10 protein-coding genes and 1 pseudogene are annotated in these 16,611 nt (G+C 60.1%); 3 read left to right on the top strand and 8 right to left on the bottom strand.

The annotated features are described in order from the left end of the window. Nucleotides 1-24 precede the first annotated feature (24 nt). The 4 genes and pseudogenes from MAXJ12_RS25120 to MAXJ12_RS39165 all read right to left on the bottom strand — a co-directional run. The gene (locus MAXJ12_RS25120; protein WP_040587900.1) at nucleotides 25-453 is read right to left on the bottom strand and encodes a hypothetical protein; all 429 of its coding nucleotides are present in this window, start codon (nucleotides 451-453) and stop codon (nucleotides 25-27) included. 703 nt (nucleotides 454-1,156) lie between these two features. Continuing rightward, the gene (locus tag MAXJ12_RS25115) at nucleotides 1,157-1,369 is read right to left on the bottom strand and encodes a hypothetical protein (RefSeq protein ID WP_008838873.1); all 213 of its coding nucleotides are present in this window, start codon (nucleotides 1,367-1,369) and stop codon (nucleotides 1,157-1,159) included. 297 nt (nucleotides 1,370-1,666) lie between these two features. Beyond that, complete coding sequence (locus MAXJ12_RS25110; RefSeq protein ID WP_244421593.1) at nucleotides 1,667-2,452, bottom strand: response regulator transcription factor; 786 nt, start codon at nucleotides 2,450-2,452, stop codon at nucleotides 1,667-1,669. Nucleotides 2,453-3,490: 1,038 nt separating this feature from the next. Further along, a pseudogene (locus tag MAXJ12_RS39165) lies at nucleotides 3,491-3,845 on the bottom strand (IS5/IS1182 family transposase); the annotation flags it as partial. Between the two features lie 233 nt (nucleotides 3,846-4,078). Here MAXJ12_RS39165 and MAXJ12_RS35685 point away from each other — a divergent pair. The 3 genes from MAXJ12_RS35685 to MAXJ12_RS25095 all read left to right on the top strand — a co-directional run bounded on the left by MAXJ12_RS35685 (nucleotide 4,079) and on the right by MAXJ12_RS25095 (nucleotide 8,571). Beyond that, nucleotides 4,079-5,275 (top strand): CAP domain-containing protein, encoded by a 1,197-nt coding sequence (locus tag MAXJ12_RS35685; protein ID WP_085984064.1) that lies wholly within the window; start codon nucleotides 4,079-4,081, stop codon nucleotides 5,273-5,275. A gap of 81 nt (nucleotides 5,276-5,356) precedes the next feature. After that, nucleotides 5,357-7,117 (top strand): type I secretion system permease/ATPase, encoded by a 1,761-nt coding sequence (locus MAXJ12_RS25100; protein ID WP_050898897.1) that lies wholly within the window; start codon nucleotides 5,357-5,359, stop codon nucleotides 7,115-7,117. Then, nucleotides 7,114-8,571: an HlyD family type I secretion periplasmic adaptor subunit gene (locus MAXJ12_RS25095; protein ID WP_008838869.1), complete on the top strand. Its 1,458-nt coding sequence runs from the start codon at nucleotides 7,114-7,116 to the stop codon at nucleotides 8,569-8,571. The genes MAXJ12_RS25100 and MAXJ12_RS25095 overlap by 4 nt, the downstream gene beginning before the upstream one ends. Nucleotides 8,572-8,584: 13 nt before the next feature. Here MAXJ12_RS25095 and MAXJ12_RS25090 read toward each other — a convergent pair whose 3' ends face one another. From MAXJ12_RS25090 to MAXJ12_RS25075, 4 genes are all read right to left on the bottom strand, one after another. Continuing rightward, nucleotides 8,585-10,249, bottom strand: coding sequence for a GNAT family N-acetyltransferase (locus MAXJ12_RS25090; RefSeq protein WP_008838868.1), 1,665 nt, complete (start codon nucleotides 10,247-10,249; stop codon nucleotides 8,585-8,587). 42 nt (nucleotides 10,250-10,291) lie between these two features. Further along, nucleotides 10,292-11,629, bottom strand: a complete 1,338-nt coding sequence (locus MAXJ12_RS25085) for an HlyD family type I secretion periplasmic adaptor subunit (protein WP_008838867.1) — start codon at nucleotides 11,627-11,629, stop codon at nucleotides 10,292-10,294. 12 nt (nucleotides 11,630-11,641) lie between these two features. Beyond that, nucleotides 11,642-14,119, bottom strand: a complete 2,478-nt coding sequence (locus MAXJ12_RS25080) for a type I secretion system permease/ATPase (protein ID WP_008838866.1) — start codon at nucleotides 14,117-14,119, stop codon at nucleotides 11,642-11,644. Between the two features lie 134 nt (nucleotides 14,120-14,253). After that, on the bottom strand, nucleotides 14,254-16,302 hold the full coding sequence (locus MAXJ12_RS25075; protein ID WP_008838865.1) for a hypothetical protein: 2,049 nt from the start codon (nucleotides 16,300-16,302) through the stop codon (nucleotides 14,254-14,256). Nucleotides 16,303-16,611 lie beyond the last annotated feature (309 nt).

Here is a 16,611-nt window from a genome sequence, read left to right as displayed (position 1 = left end):
CCCCATCATCCCAGCTGTGGAAGCTTACGCCTGTGTGTCGTGAGGTAAACGCCGCCAAACGGCGTATGCGCCTACGCCCGGAAGCGTCTTTGATCGCTCTGTTCTTGCGCGCTCCGCCCGATCGTCGTGCTGGCGCAACCGGGCCAATTCAGTTCTTGTTCTGTTCACAAATTCGCGCTGTAACATCACAAACGCCAGCCGCTCGCGACGGCGTTCCATCGCCTGTGCCAGCGCATCGAGCCGCGCCGATATTCGCTCCCGGTTCTCGCCATTTTCGAGGGCCTCGAAGGCAAAAGCCGCACAGGCGGCAATTCGCTCATTTGCACAGGCAATCGCTTCCAATTCCTGGCTGAGATCGCAGCCCAGCTCGGCTAGCAGCCGATCCAGGCGCTCGAATCGAGCTCTGTCGGCGTCCCTGCGAAACAGGTGACCGATTGCGGTAATCAGCGACATTGTCGGGCCAGGCTGATGAACATCGGTAAGAGCCTTTCGAAGCACTCCTGCCATTTGCGCCGCACGCGGCGCTATTGGCAGGATACAAGAGCCATAGCCGGCGACGAGACATCCCTTCGGCGGTGGGCGCGCCTGCTCCGATGTGATGAAGGGGCGTAGCGCCGTGCTTCCGAAGCAGGGCGGCGGTGCGGCCGAAATCATGAATACTGTAATACTGCCCGGCGACCGCGGCGTGCTACGACTGTGGATCACTCGATTTTCGAGCCAGCCAACACCTCGGCTTTGAAGACAGTGTTGGACAACCCGAGATAGTGGCAGGTGCCGAGCGCCCGTTTCGGCGGCAATGGTTGACGGTCGAGACTGGCGACAACCTGTAGCGGTACAACAAACTCAAGGGAAGCGTCCCCTGATAATGCTATTGGTGGGTGCCAGGGACCCGGTCGCACTCTGCCCGACCGACCTTTTGAGGCATTTCGGGCACGCGTCCTGATCGGCGCCCGAAAGAGCACTGGCCGGGGCCGAGGTTAATCCCGAACGCCGTCCTCTCGCCTCGAGGCCAGGGCCCATGTCGATGAACGGCGCGAGAAGCGCGACAGGAAACAGTCCCCGCGATGAAGCTCCTGCGCTTTGCAATGTGCATGTAAGGAATGGCCATCCAATGCGAACATGAAGAGGGCGGCTTTCGGGTCGCCCTCTTTGCTGGCTAGGACTTCGTGGCCAAGGTGAAGCCGTCTGGTTCCTCGCCGATCTCGGACAGGGCCTTTCTGATTGTCTCTTCAACTTTCTCCCGCTTCTTCGCATGCGTCAGGCCCAGGGCCTTCTGGATCGCGTCGCGCTGTGCCAGGCCCCTGCCCCATGCGTCTGCGAAAACTTCGGCGAGATCATTCTGTCGGCGGGTGGCATCGAGCGCCTCCACAAGCAGACTGGCCTGATGGACGCGAAACCGAGCAAGCGGCGTTATAAGAAAACTGCGGAAATCTTATAACCCCACGGCGTCGGGCTTTCCTCGCCACGTCTGGGCTGCGGCCATCACGGTAACCGGCGCCAAGCGCAGCATACCGGGGCACGCTGACCAAGGTAGAATGAATCGGCAATTCGGCACGCCAACTGGTGCAGAGTGCGCGCTCGGCGTCGACGCCGGCGAAAATCTTCAGCCGGTTGCGAGCGGCCACGGGGCCGCGTCCGCACCCTCGCTCGCGCGTTACCAGTTAACTTAACCAACTCCTAACGGCGCCGCGTGGGTCAAGGCTGCATTTGCCCTGAGAAAGATGGCCGCCGCGCTCGTTCGATTATGGGTTCCCAGCTTCTTGATTATATGGTGCAAATGAACTTTGACCGTATGTTCGGAAAGATTGAGCTTGCCGGCGATCACCTTGTTCTGAAATCCGCGAGAGACCAACTTCAAAATCTGCAGCTCGCGCTCCGTCAGATAGCCTAAACTGGCGGGGCCTGCGTGATGGGTCGATGATGGCTCGTTGTCTAAACCGACGACGGTCGACCTATGAACGCTCATCGGTGATCCTTCGCTGCAAACCTGGAGCACCCATGGCGGGAAATATTCGCCACCGCGCAGCATCAGGCGGACGACCGAGAGCCAGATGTCCAGCCGCAAGTTCATCGGCAGCACACCTCGAACCGTTTTCGAAAACAAGATACGGTGCAGAACATCCGGTGAATGCCAGGAGTCATCAAATATAAGCGCGACAACGGCAGCAGGATGATGCCGCGCAATCTCGCGACTGCGGGTTTCGATTTCAGGCAGGAAGCTAGTGTCGATCAAGATAAGTGACGCGGGGTGTTCGAGCTCTGCAAAGATGGATTCGACATCGTTAATCTGCTCAACCGAGATCCCCGTAAACTCTCGCTCTACCGCCTCTGTGACGCATTCGGAAATGGAGCCCGGCGGTGCGACGAAAAGCAAGGTGCGCTGGATTGTATGCGCAAGCTTCACGGCGTCCGGCATACTGCGGCCGATGCCGTCGCGACGGCTCTCAAACATGACAATGCCCTCCACAGCCCCGAGATGGACCGCGTCCTCCTCGGGCTCACTAATACCGACACTTTTTTACCGATGACCACGCCAGTCCGGTGACAACGGAGAATAAGCGTTAATGAAGTTGTACCGAAAAACTAACTATTTGGAAATAGTCCGAAAGAGGTAAGCCTAGACAAAGGGATACACGTTTCAAAAGTGTGATTATTAAAATTCGGTCAGTAATCCTGCTATATTCTGGCTCTGCTGTTCACTGGCGAACGCAGGCGCGGGCCGAATATAGCGAAATATTCCTCGTGTATTCCGGTAGTTATCCCAGCAGCACGATTCGGCGGCCGTCCGGGTCGATGTGGAGCGAAGCGATGCTCAACATCGAGCGCCAGACCGTATATCTGCCGGGCCGCGTCGAATTCGAGCTGTCTTTAGTGCCCGTGCTCGCGCGGCGATCACCCAACCATGTCGGGGGTCGCTGGATATGGGCCAAGCGTTTCCTTCCGAGTGTCGAAACTCATCGGGTCGCGCGATGCGCCGCACCTGGATCATGGTGTCCACTGCCCAGATGAGGGCCTCTCGCGCGCCGGCGACCGAGGGGTGTTGGTCGCGGCGATCGTCCCTCACAATGATGGTGTGAACGGCAGCGTCGCCTAAGCCAGCGCCAAACATCAAGGAGAGACGAGCGTGGACTATTATGCCGGGTTTGATCGTGCGCCGTGACGGCGCGGCAGGCGAATATGGAATTGCCACCTCTCAAGCTTGCTGATTTCGACCGGCGGCTGAAAATGCCGCCCTCCCGCAGGAGCGCCGGGCGGAAGGGGCCGAAAAGCTCGACCAGGCGTCGCAGTTGGGTGTCATAAGCAGATCGACCTGAACTGTAGCGGGTGCGGGCCATCGACCGCAGGTCGGGCCACCACACTGCCTGTGGCGAGATGACGAAGTGAGCGACGGAAGCCTCGGATCCAACCGGTAACGCCGCAATGTGCAATGGCATGGGAGGCAAGAAGCGAAAAGACGCGGTGGGGCTTGTGTACCCCCACTGCGGGGCACGTCTGCCATCAGCCGCCTCTCGCGGCTGATCCTGCGCTCCACAACCAAGCGTCTCGGTTGCACGGCGAACTCGACTTGATCAGATTTCGGCTAACGACCCTCGACAGCAGTCGAGTGGCTTCGGCCACACGCGGTCCCTGACATACAGAATCGACGAACAACCTTCGGATGATGGGAATGGTCCCGAGGCGTTCGGGACCGGACCGGGTGCCGGCCCGATCTGGATGCTGGCGGCATCCGGACAAGGAACGAGAGCCCGACCGTCGGTGTTGACCAGCGCTTGGCGCTGACGGCCTTTGATCTCCTTGCCGACGCGCGAGCCGCGCGGCCCGCGACTCTGGCAGGTCTTCACGGTCCAGCGCGCAAGTCGCCTTTCGGCGAGAACGCACATAATTGAAAGTCAGAGTGGATGGTTACATTACAACATGAAATTGTATTCTATCGGGTCTATGCAATCTCTTTTTAGGATAACCAGGATTAATTGGCGCCTGCCGCAGGTTAGCCACAGTCGGCTTTTACCAAGCGCGACGGGGGATATCTACAACTTGGCGGGGATGTCCAAAAACGAAACAGTGGAGCGACAACCTAATGCCGCAGCATAGCGCACAAGAACAATATCTACTTGAACTTATCAACGCGGAGAGGGCCAAGGCCGGCGTGCAGCCGCTTGCCTTTGACAATGATCTCAGCGAGGCGGCTGAGGGGCACAGCAGATGGATGCTTGCAACCGACACCTTTTCTCACACAGGGTCTGGAGGGTCCACGCCCACCCAGCGTATGAAGGCGGCGGGCTACACCCTCACGGGCTCCTGGGCGACCGGGGAGAACATCGCATGGGCTACGACCAGGTCACCGGCAGGCTATAATGACGAGGTTCTGCTTCTGCACAACAACCTGATGAACTCCTCGGGTCATCGTGCCAACATCCTCAACGGGAACTTCCGCGAGGTGGGCCTTGGTTTCGAGGTTGGCGATTACCGGGGGCGCTCCAGCGGTTTCGTGGCAGAGAATTTCGCCAAGACCGGATCGGACCTGTTCCTGACCGGTGTGGCGTTCGACGACAAGGACGGGGACAAATTCTACGATCCCGGTGAAGGTCTATCCGGTCTCACCATCACAGCGAAGAGTTCGACGGGCACGACGTTTACGACGAAGACCATGACCGCTGGCGGTTACGACCTCGCTCTCAAGCCGGGCACCTACACAGTTACCTTCTCCGGGGCGGGCATCGAAGGTTCGTCGCGCACCGTCTCCGTAGGGAGCAATAACGTCAAACTCGATCTCGTCGACCCGAAGCAGGGAGCCGTCGCTGCCGTTCAGGATGAACCGGCCGCCGTTTCCGATCCGGCGCCGCAGCAGGACCCAACCCCAACGGCGCCAACTGCACCGGCCCCGACAACGCAGCCGGATTCTGGCTCCCAGTGGCTTGCAACCTTCTTCAGCAAATACGGCGCAAACTTCCGGTCCGGCCAGACCTTGGCCGAACACGAGGAGGGTCAAGAAACGCCTGGCACGGTCAACACGAGCGGTTCACAGGTGGCGCTTGACGGCGATGTCATCGTGTTTCCACAATTCCGGAACGCTCTGGGCCAACTCGACGACGCTATCGAGCAGGCCCGAGACGACGCATCGACCGCGCTAGCAACTGCGGGCGATCCGAGACCGGCATTTGATTGGGCAGAGAACGCACATGCCCAATGGGGCGATGGCGACGCGCTGGCTGCCAAGCTCATCGAGCAACTGTCCGCGCACAACAACGGAATGATTGCCGATCAGGCCGCGTAGCCCTGGTCGGGCGATGCGGGCCTGCAGCTATGGCCGGCCCGCATCGCCTGCTGACCCATGCGGTTGTTCGAGGGGACATCAATGTCACAATCCGGTTCAGAGCGGCTCCGCCCGCCGAGGGCGAAGTCCGAATTGGCTGCCTGCCTGGCGCATTTCCGGCGCGCCTTTTTGGCGGTGGCGGGTTTCAGCGGCCTTATCAACGTGCTGATGTTGTCCGGCTCGGTATTCATGCTGCAGGTCTACGACAGGGTCCTGCCCAGCCGTAGCGTGCCGACGCTGGTGGCTCTGATCCTCCTGATTGCGATCCTTTATCTTTTTCAATGTGCACTGGACGCGATCCGCGGCCGGGTGCTGGCACGTATCGGCAGCGGACTCGACGAGCGCCTGAGTGAACGGACCTACCGCGTGATGTCGCAATTGCCCTTGGCCAGAGGCCGTTCGGGCGAAGCCATGCAGCCGGTGCGCGATCTCGATCAAATCGGCAGCTTCCTGGCCAGCGGCGGGCCCCCCACTCTTTTCGACCTGCCGTGGATGCCACTTTATCTCGGCCTCTGCTTTGCCTTCCATCCTTGGCTCGGCTTGGCTGCGCTGATTGGGGCGATCCTGCTGTTGGCACTGACCGTGTTCACGGAGAAAATGGTCCGCCGTCCAGCAACCGAAATGTCGGGATATGCAGGAACGCGCAGCAATATAGCACTGGCGAGCATCCGTAACGCCGAAGTGCTCGAAGCGATGGGCATGCGATCCACCCTGGCCTCGCGCTGGTCGGAAGCAAACAGCAAATACAGGCAGGCGCAGATGCGCGCCAGCGATGTCACAGGTTCACTCGGCGCGCTCTCGCGCGGCCTTAGGATGCTGCTGCAATCAGTCGTTCTGGCGATCGGAGCGTATTTGGTGATCGGCCAGGAAGCCACACCTGGCATCATCATCGCAAGTTCTATTCTCACTGCGCGAGCGCTGGCGCCAGTCGAACTCGCAATTGCGCACTGGAAGAACTTTCTTGCCGCCAGACAGGGCTGGCACCGGCTGAACGAACTTTTCACGCAGTTCCCTGCCGCAGAGGATCGCTTGCAGCTGCCGCCACCGCGGACCGAACTCTCGGTTGAAGGGGCCGGCGTCGTTCCGCCAGGCGAACGGCGTTACGTTGTACAGGACATTGCGTTTTCGCTGAGCGCCGGCTCTGCGCTCGGCGTCATCGGTCCGAGTGCATCGGGCAAATCGTCCCTGGCGCGAGCGCTCGTCGGCGTCTGGCCGGCAGCGCGCGGCAAAATCCGCCTCGACGGCGCCGCCATGGAACAGTGGCCGGCTGAGGCACTGGGGCGACATATCGGGTATCTGCCGCAAGATGTCGAACTTTTCGCAGGCACCATTGCGCAAAACATTGCCCGCTTTGATCCTTCTCCGGATCCGGCAACCATTATCGCGGCGGCCAAGACCGCGGGCATGCACGAAATGATCCTGCGCTTGCCTGGCGGATATCAAACCGAGATCGGCGAAGGCGGCGCATCGCTTTCAGCAGGACAGCGGCAGCGAATCGGACTGGCCCGCGCGCTTTATGGTGATCCTTTCCTCGTCGTTTTGGATGAACCGAACTCGAATCTGGACGCCGGAGGCGAGCAGGCTTTGACTCAGGCAATCCTTGCAGTCAAACAGCGGCACGGCGTGGTTGTCGTAATCGCCCATCGCCCAAGTGCCTTGGCGGCAGTGGACCTTTTGCTTGTTCTCGAATCCGGCCGTCAGCACGCATTTGGGGCCAGGGATCTGGTCGTCCGGGGCGCGATACCGAGTGCCCCTGTGGGAACGCTTCAAGCGGTTGCCTCGGAGGGAAAGGCATCAGGATGACGTTATTTCATGACCGATCGCTTTTTTCTGGCGCGCATAGCAGCGTGAGGGCGATGATGCCGCATATTCGTGCCGGAGCGAGCCGCCTGGCGGGTGTCAAGGGCAAAATCGGCGGGCTGCTGTTCCTTCCTGCCAACTTGCATACCCAGGTGCAATCGCAACCGACGCAGAACGACCTATCTCTTCGCCGGTATATCCTTCTTGGCGCCGCAACCGTGGCGCTGCTTGTCGGCGGCCTTGGTGCGTGGGCCGCAACGACGGAATTGTCAGGCGCCGTGATCGCCACCGGCCATATCGCAGTGGAATCCAACGTCAAGGCGGTTCAGCATCCAAGCGGCGGCGTTGTGGGTGCGATCAACGTGCGCAACGGCGATGAAGTCAAAGCAGGCGATATTTTGCTTCGTCTCGACGACACGCTTACACGCGCCAATCTCGCCGTCATAACCAATACCCTGGACGAACTCTCGGCGCGGGAGGCACGCCTCACTGCGGAGCGTGAGGGTGCCGAGGCGATATCCTTTTCCGAGGATCTCACCAGCCGCTCCTCTGTTGGACATGTGGCGCGTGTGATCGGGGGGGAGCAGAAACTTTTCGCTCTGCGCCGGGGGGCCTACCGTGCCCACATCGAGCAACGCCGGGAACGGATGAGCCAGCTCAAGGAGGAGATAGCGGGCCTCGAGGCACAAAGGGCGGCCAAGGAGCACGAGATTGCGTTGGTCCGCGACGAGATCAAGGGCGTCAGGAGCCTTTGGGAAAAGAAACTCGTTCAGCGGTCGCGACTCCTGGACCTGGAGCGGGGGGAGGCCCAGATCGAGGGAGGGCGCGGCCAGCTCGTCGCTGCGATAGCCGAAGCGAACGGCAGAATCAGCGAAACGGAAATGGCCATCACTCAGATCCAGCAGGATTGGCGCAGCGAGGTCGCGAAAGAACTACACGAAACGGAGGCTCGAACCGCAGAATTGGAAGAACGAAAGATCGCCGCGGAGGAATTGCTTGGGCAAACCGATATTCGCGCACCCCAGAACGGACGGGTGCATCAGCTTGCGATCCATACGGTCGGCGGCGTCGTCACTGCCGGCGAGCCAATTATGAAGATTGTCCCGACCGCTGACGAATTGACTGTGGACGCACGCATCGCGCCCCAAGACATCGATCAGGTCCAGCCCGGCCAGCTTGTCCATCTGCGGCTGTCGGCATTCAGCCAGCAGGTCACGCCGGAAATCGAAGGACATGTAGCCACCGTTTCTCCCGACCTCGTCGAAGACGAGCGAAACGGACTGTCCTACTACAGCGTGCGGATCAGGCTTGACGAAGGCAAACTTGGCTCGTTGGATCCGGAAAGCCTCAAGCCGGGCATGCCGGTGGAAGCGTTCATGCGCACGACGGATCGCACCGTCATCTCGTATCTGATGAAGCCATTGACCGACCAGATCAGCCGTGCGTTCCGCGAATAGCAGCGCGGCTGGGCTATCGCCGTGCCGCGGCCAATGGCGCCGGGGAACGCAGCGCCGTCCATGCCGAGCTTTTCAACTGCGCGATGTTGCGGTTCAAATGATCGCTCTGCGGAATGATGGACGGTTCATCACGCGTCAGTTTTTGGAGGAGTAGCCATGCGCCCTTGCGGAGCACTCGGTCATTCACATTCGTTGCCGGTTGTCGCAGGATTGATCGGAATTCCGCGGCCGCTTCGTCAAGGCGCCACTGCTGAAGAAGACTCTGACCGATTCCGAATTTTGCGACAGTGAGCCCGGGACTGAGTTGCATCGCCTTCTCGAACGCGCTGATCGCTTCGGCGAACCGGCCTGCCGCCTTCAACACGAATCCCAGACGCAGCCAGATCTTCACCGATGCAGGTGAGAGCGCGCAAAGCTTTTCCAACACCTCGGCGGCCTGACGATGTGCGCCGCTTTTGGTCAGCACCTGAGCCAGCTGGTACAGTGTGCGTCGGTGGTTCGGATCGACCTGTAATATCTGGAGGTAGGCGGCCTTGGCTGCCTCGAGGCGGCCGGCCTTATGATATTCCGTCGCTTTTTTTAAAACGCCACCCAGTGATCGCGCGTCAAGTTGATTTCCAAGATTCAACCCGGTCCTGGTGTAAAGCTGTCCGCAATAGATTGTGCTTTCTTTGACGCCGAAGGCGTACTTATAGGGCTCATCGCCGCGCAGAAAGTCATAGGTTTTGAATCCCTGTTCGATCGCGTGACGTATGCTGTAGCCATGCAAAATAAGGCCGACTGGCAAATTGGTGACACTTTCATCCCGGGCCGCCATGAAGAAGAGCATCGCCTTCTTCACCGGATCCACGAAAATCGCGAGGGCACCGATTGGCTTGTCTCCCTGCCAGAGGATCGGCATGAACAGGGAGCCGCTTTCAAAGTTGTCCCTCATCACCTTTCGGCTGTGGCTCAGGATGACGGGAAGTCGTTTGCCTTTCCTTTCCCCCCATTTCTGGCGCCATAGCTGAAGCAGGATCTCCACATCACCCGCGATTGTCGTCTCATCGGCGGTGGCAATCCGAAACTCCCGCGAGCCTTCGACCTTCCGGAGGAAGCGGCGAAGCTTCTGCCGCGTGTTCGAGCCGAGGTTGCCTTCGAGATACGCTTCCCAGGACGCAGGGAGATCTATCGAGACGCATTTCCGATTATCGACATTGTCGATCTTGTTGACGCGGCTGATCTCCTGGATACCGAAGCTGGCGCCCGAAAATTGAGCCATGAGCAGACGTAGCCTGGCTTCGGACATGCGGATGTTCTCAAGGTGGATCCGGGCCCAATGCATGTTTTTGAGATATTTCGCAAAGGCAACGATCGCCGGCTCGGCGAACCTCGGATCGCATATCAGTCCGGTGTAGTCGGACGCATAATTACCGGCCATGTTGATTTCATTGTAGAAATGGCCGGTTTTTGCGTCCATTCTGGTACGGAGCCGCAGCGGAAAGAGCGCGACATATTCAGAATCCGCCGTTGGGCGCGCCGCGAGGATGAACCACGCGCCGTCGAAGAGCCGCATGTATCTGGAAAGATGCGTCCGGGAGACGAAGAAATGAGCCTCCGGATCGCGTTCGTAAATTCGATCCCAAGACTCTCTCAACGATTCGAGATCGCTCGGCTTGCTAAAAACCTCAACCTGCATTTTACCCCCCCACCCTCACTCCAGTAAAACTAGTGCCGTCCATCACTGTTCCATGAATGCCCTGGCCATGCTGTCGGTAATCGGCTTGGTGATGTAGCTGAAGAACGTGCGCTCCGCGGTCTGGATCAGTATTTCGGCGGGCATGCCCGGCGTTGGAGCAAATCCGGGAACCTTGGCAAGTTCACTGGCGGGCAGACGAACCCGGGCCAGGTAGACTTCCCGGTCGCCGGTCGGTGTTTGTTCAGCCAGCGAGTCCGCCGAAACGTAGTACACCTGTCCATTCAGCACAGGCGTCGTGCGCTGGTTGAGTGCGATCAACCTGACCGTCGCGTCCTGTCCCATCCTCACACTGTCGATCTCGTTCCTGGAGACTTGGGCCTCGATGATCAGCGGGACATCCGATGGCAGGATTTCCAGGATGGGTTTGCCGCTCTCGATCACGCCGCCGGACGTATGATAGTATTGACGCACGACGGTGCCGGCCACGGGTGCGTGGATTGTCGCCCGGCGAAGAACGCTTGTGGCCTCGCGCGATTGTTCCCGCACGCTCTCAAGGTCGGCCTCTATACCCTGGAGCTCGTCAAGTGCCGATTCGCGGTAGGTATGTTCCGTCTGCCGGGCCTGCTGCTCCTGCTTGACGATCTGTGTATCCGTCTCGGAAATTTCCGCCGCCAGCCTTCCGATTTGCCCTTCCGCGTCGGCCATGGCCCGTTGAATGGCCTTGATTTCCGTCTTCCGGAGCAGGCCTTTATCCAGCAGAATCTTCTTGCCTTCGTATTCCTCGCCAAGCAGTTGCAACTGTTGCTGCACGGCTTCGCGCTGTCGTTCATATCCGATCTTCCTGAACTCGAAGGACTCGATGTTCTGGTCGAGCAGTCCCAGATCGCTCGTCAGCTTCTTGCGCCATGCCTCGAAGGTGAGCGTCTGGCTGCGTACGATTTGACCGATATCCGGGTCGTCCCGGCGTTCGGCGATGATATCCGGCACCTGAATGCTCTCGCTTCCCCGAATCTGGGCGGTCAGGCGAGCGGCGATCATCTCCAGCCTTGCTCTGCGCAAGATCAACTGGCGTTCCTTTGCCAGGGCTGCCGTTTCGTCGAGGTCCACCAGCGGCTGGCCGGCGTTCACCAGATCGCCTTCGCTCACCAAGATCTCCTTGATGATCCCTCCTTCCAGATGCTGTACGATCTTGTTCTGGCCGGTCGCCACGAAGCTTCCCTGTGCGATGACGGCCGCCGCCAGGGGAGCCGTGAACGCCCACGTTCCGAATCCGCCGAAACTCACCGCAAGCAGCAGCAAGCCTATCAAGGTCTGCTTCCAGATCGACCGTGGAACGTCTGCGTACCACTCGAGATCGTGAACTTTTGCAACGTCCGACATGTCTTTGCCCCGCTATTCAATCTGATGTCCGAATGATCCGCCTTCAATGCTGATCCCGCGAGACTGCAACGCCTGGACAACATCCGTGCGTTTACCGAACAGAGCGACTGTTCCGTTGACGAGAAGCAGGATTTTGTCGACGTTCTGGAGAATCGAAGGCCGCTGCGTAATGGTGATGACCGTTATTTTGTTCGCCTTGGCATGCTGCAGTGCTCGAGCGAGCGCAGTGTCTCCGGCACTGTCCAGGTTCGAATTGGGTTCATCCAGCACCACCATCCGGGGATTGCCGAAGAAGGCGCGCGCCAAAGCGACCCGCTGCTTCTGGCCGCCCGAGAGTGGAGAGCCGTCAGCAGCAACGATCGTCTCGTAGCCGTGCGGCAGAGTGGCGATCATCTCGTGAACGTCAGCCAATTGGGCGGCTTCATAGATTTCCGCATCTGTCACATCTTCACGCATCCGCGCGATGTTCGCCTTGATGGTACCGGGAAACAGTTGCACGTCCTGCGGCAGATAGCCGATATTTTCACCGAACTGGCGCGGGTCCCAGTTTCTCAGATCCATGAGGTCGAGCCGCACATTGCCCGACGTCGGCAGGATCGACCCGACAAGCATCTTGCCCAAGGTCGTCTTGCCGGCGCCTGAATTTCCGATGATCGCAAGCGAATCTCCCGGTGAGAGCGAGAAGGAAATGCCGTTGAGGACGACGCGCTTGGTGCCCTGGGGAACGAAAAGCAGCCGCTCTATGTCAAGACGCCCCTGCGGCCTTGGAAGGTTCAATCGCTCGAAATTGAGCGGCGAGGCCTGAAGCAATGCAGTTATTCGACCATAGGCGGCCCGCGACTGCACGAACTGGTTCCAGCCTTCGATTGCACCTTCGATCGGTCCCAGCGCGCGGCCGGCAATAATGGATGCCGCGATCACCATCCCGCCCGTTATCGAGCCCTCGATCGCCAGGTAGGCGCCCCAGCCCAGCATCATCACCTGCGTCAGAAGCCGGGTCGCGCGGGAAACGGATGCAAATGCGATGTTGCGGTCTTGCGCAACGACCTGCGCCGTTAGAGAACTTGCGGTGTCCTTGCCCCAGATTCTCACTGCTTCCGGGATCATCGCCAGCGCGTTGATGATCTGCGAATTTCGGGACATCGAGTCCAGATGCAGGTTCGCCTTGCTCTGGGCGGCGTTGGCTTCGCCGAACGGACTGGACGTGGCGCGTTGGTTCAGCAGCGTGAGTACCAACAGCACCAGAGCCGACGCAACGACAATGAAGCCAAGATGGGGATGGACGAGGAACACCGCGAGAATGAATAGCGGGGCCATCGGCGCATCCAGGAAGGCCAGCAGCGTGCCTGATACCAGGAAGGAGCGAAGTTGTTGCAGATCCCCCAGCGTCTGGTATTCGCGGCCGTTCCCATGGAGGGAGGCGCGGGCAGCTGCGCTCAAAATTGGGGACCCAAGCTGAGCGGCGACTTCGACGGCCGTCCGCATCAAAATGAAGCGGCGGATCGCATCGAACGTCGCCTGAAGCACAACCGCGCCGACGACGACGATCGTCAGCATGACGAGCGTGTCAGTCGAACGGCTCGTCAGCACCCGGTCCGATATTTGAAACAGGTAGATGGGTATGGCCAGGACGAGCAGGTTGGTGGCGACGGTGAACACCATCACAGCAATGAGGTTTTGCTTGACCGCCCGTTTGCCGGCTTTGAGGGAGGCGGCAAAGTCTACTGGCCCCAGGCGCTTGTGAAATGCGCCGCCGCCGCCGCCACCGCCGCCGCCGGATCGGCCCTTGCCGCCGCCGGAGGAACCGCCGTCATGGGGTAGATGATCCTTGGCTTTAACCGGTCCGCGATCGCCGTCGATCGTTATCATCCCCTCCGGCGACTTTTCGGCTTTTAGTTGCGGAGGCGGCAGGCTCTCGCTTTTTGCCCGGATCTGCTCTGGAGCAACTGGCTGCGGGCTGGGGCTGGCCGCTGCCTTAGGCTGTCCAGGGGCCGGCGTTCTGGCCTGGCCCCCCGCCGCGTCGGAAGCAGGTCGCGGTGCGGTCGCTGCAGCAGGTTGAACCGGCGTGGCGGCCGGATTCTGCCGCAGCCCGAAGCCTGCGGCGTGCGCTCCCGATGGGGTGGTCTCCGTTTTCGCACTCGGGCTCGGCGTGACGGTGCGATCCTGCGACCGATGCTCGGCGGCGAGTGTCGGTATAGCTTGCGCCTTGTGGAGGTTTTCGTCCGAACCCTGCCGCGGTGTGGGCTGCACGGCCGGCGGCTTCTGCCCGCCCGACCCGTGCGGCCCGGAGATGTCAACGGCGGCCGGGTTTGCGTTCGTGCTTGAAGGGGTCTTTTGAACCGCCGCCTCGGCAAGCGGCGGCGCTGCCTTTTCAATGACGCCTCGTTCTCCTTCCTCGACACGTTTTTGTGCTCGGGGCGGACTGTCGTCGGAAATGGCCTTGTGCAATTCGGCTATCACATCGTCGATCTTGTCGACCGAACGATCCATCGCGTCTTCCTGAGGCCTAAGCATCTCGGAGAGCCTGGGACAATGCTCGTAACCTTCCTCTTCTGGACGATCGTCGTCGCGCGAGCGCCACGACATGTCTCTGTCATCAGTCATTGGTGCTCCGCGGATTTCGATTAAGCGAGCATGCTCTGCAGACCGTCCGACTGACCCGCATCGGTCGGGTATGGCCCCGACCCGTTGGGCGATGTCTGATCGGCCTCCGTCATGTCGTCGCTGAGGAAAGCGACCGCCTCGTTGACGAGCTTGTCGGGATCCTGGGCGCCCAGATCCGGTTCGCTGGAGATCAACTCGGCTTGTATGAGTATCTCGTCCGAATATTGTTCGCCGCCGACATAGGTCTTGCCGATCCCGTCGACATCCGTGATGCCGGCCAGATTGACCAGCGAATTTGTGCCCGTGGAGACCGTCCAATCGGCTTCTGGATGGGGCTGTACCGCATTCATGGCCAAGGCAACCTGGTCGCTGTCGCCGAGGATATTCGTCTGCTTGACGTACTGCAGATTGATCAGGTCGCCGGTGATGTGGAGCACCCGCAGAAGGCCCAGCCCGGCGAAGGCGCTGTCGTTCAACACCCCGTCGGGAAGGCTGTTGCCACCGTTTGCGAGGTTCTTGGCCGCCTGTCCATAGGCGTCCGGCAGCGCCTCGAAGCGATCGGCGCCTCCGACCGTGTAGATGTGCGCTTGGTTCCAAAGCAGATTTGCCCCGGTCGAGACCGACCCGTTGCCGGTGGTCTGAAAATCAGGCAACGCACCGATCAGGTCGTTGTCGATAAGAACATTCATTTGCTGGATGATGTTCAGGTCGAAAACCGAGCCGCCGATGATGATGAGGTCGTAGTTGAGGCCAAGCTCGGCCAGCGAGATCTCGTTGGTCCCGGTGTTCTGGCCGCCGATTACGCGCGTGGTCACGCCGGACGACGACAAAATTCCGATGTCGTTGTCCATCATGAACGAATACTGCTCTATCCAGTTCATGATCAGCAGATCGCCTGTCACCTCCTTGACCACCCAGTGCTTGGGAAAGCCGCCCTGGATCGGTTCGGCGCTGTCGCCCTCCGACGCGGACGGGTCGTAGCGCTCGAAGGTCGCGATATTGAAGGCAGTGGTGTCATGGGGGTCATTGGCCCATGAGGCGATCGAGGATGTGATCCAGTCACTATCGCCCCAGGCGTTTATCTGGATGACCACGTTGAGCTCGATGTGGTCGCCCATGACCGCACTGACCGATCCCGCGAGCCAATTGTTTTCCAGATTCACCGCATTGATCAGCGTATTGCCGCCGGCCTGAAGTTCCACCGAGGCCTTGAAGGTGTCGCTTCCGTAATGGTTGGTCGCGGTTTCCTGCTCGGCGGTCTCTCCCTGGCGGGCGCTGCCGTGCACCGTGCCATCGTTCTCTTCGGAGTCTGCTTCCTCTCCGGCCTTGTCCTGCAGGTCGAGATAGTCCTCGAGTTTCGGAGCCTCCTCAACCAGTCGGCCGTTCACATAGGTTCCTTCGATGACAGTCGATTGGAGCCTGAAAACCTCCGCCTCGCCGCCAGAATCCTGCGGGGCGGCAGCCAGTTGCTCCACAACGGTCGTCGCAAAGCCGCGGGCTCCTCCCGCCAGATCGGCAAGCTCGAGATCTGCAAGGGGCGACAGTTCGGTCGCTTCCGCCAGCAAGGCGGTAACTTCGGAACCGTCGTTCTGTTCCGGCGAGAACAGCAGGCCGTGACCGCCTACTCCGAAATAGTCGTTGTCTGAAAGCCCGATGTGCTGGGTGATGATGGCCGCCACCGAACCGATGATTGGGATGTCCGGGAGATCGACGGCGCGCCCGCCGGATGATGGGCCTGGGTTCGCGTCCGCCGGCGTCACGTATCCCGGGAACGCGGCCTCCTGCAGCGGCGGCAGCACAGGGATGTCCGGCGGTACGAATTTGACGAATGACGCGGCGTCCAACCAGACATATTCCGGCGGCACGGGTGCGTATTTGACTTCAGGACTGAACCCTTCAAAGGCAAACGGCGCCCCGGCGGTCACCTGCAAGCCCGAAAGATCGCCTTCGTCCTGCTTGCGTGCCTGCTGCGCCTTGAATTCCTCGTAGGCATCGCGCAGACGCGCTTCTTCGAGCGTGATCTGAAACAGTCCGATGAAGTGGGCGATTGCCTCGGTGATCTTGTCCATATGCACGAGCCTCGCCTCCTCTCAGATGATCGGCATTTCTTCCGATCCGGTCTTTTGTGGAGCTGGACTGCGCGGTTTCCCGCGCAGTCCGTTGTTCTTCGAGATTTCGTGACGAGCACGGAATCTGTCGGCTTTATGCGCCGGTGCTGTCGCCGTCTTCGCCGTAAATCGTGTTGTTCAGGTTGCCGCCCACCACGGTCATGTCGACCGCGTTCTGCTGCAGGTTGGCACCCATCACGATTTCCTGGTTGAACGCCGAGAGCGTGTTGGAGGCGTCGGCCGTCGCGGTGCTCTCACCGAAGACGTAAC

This window comes from Mesorhizobium alhagi CCNWXJ12-2 (assembly GCF_000236565.1).
Lineage (GTDB): Bacteria > Pseudomonadota > Alphaproteobacteria > Rhizobiales > Rhizobiaceae > Allomesorhizobium > Allomesorhizobium alhagi.
The sequence above is the reverse complement of the archived record's forward strand: the minus strand, read 5'-3'. Positions and strand labels throughout refer to the sequence as shown.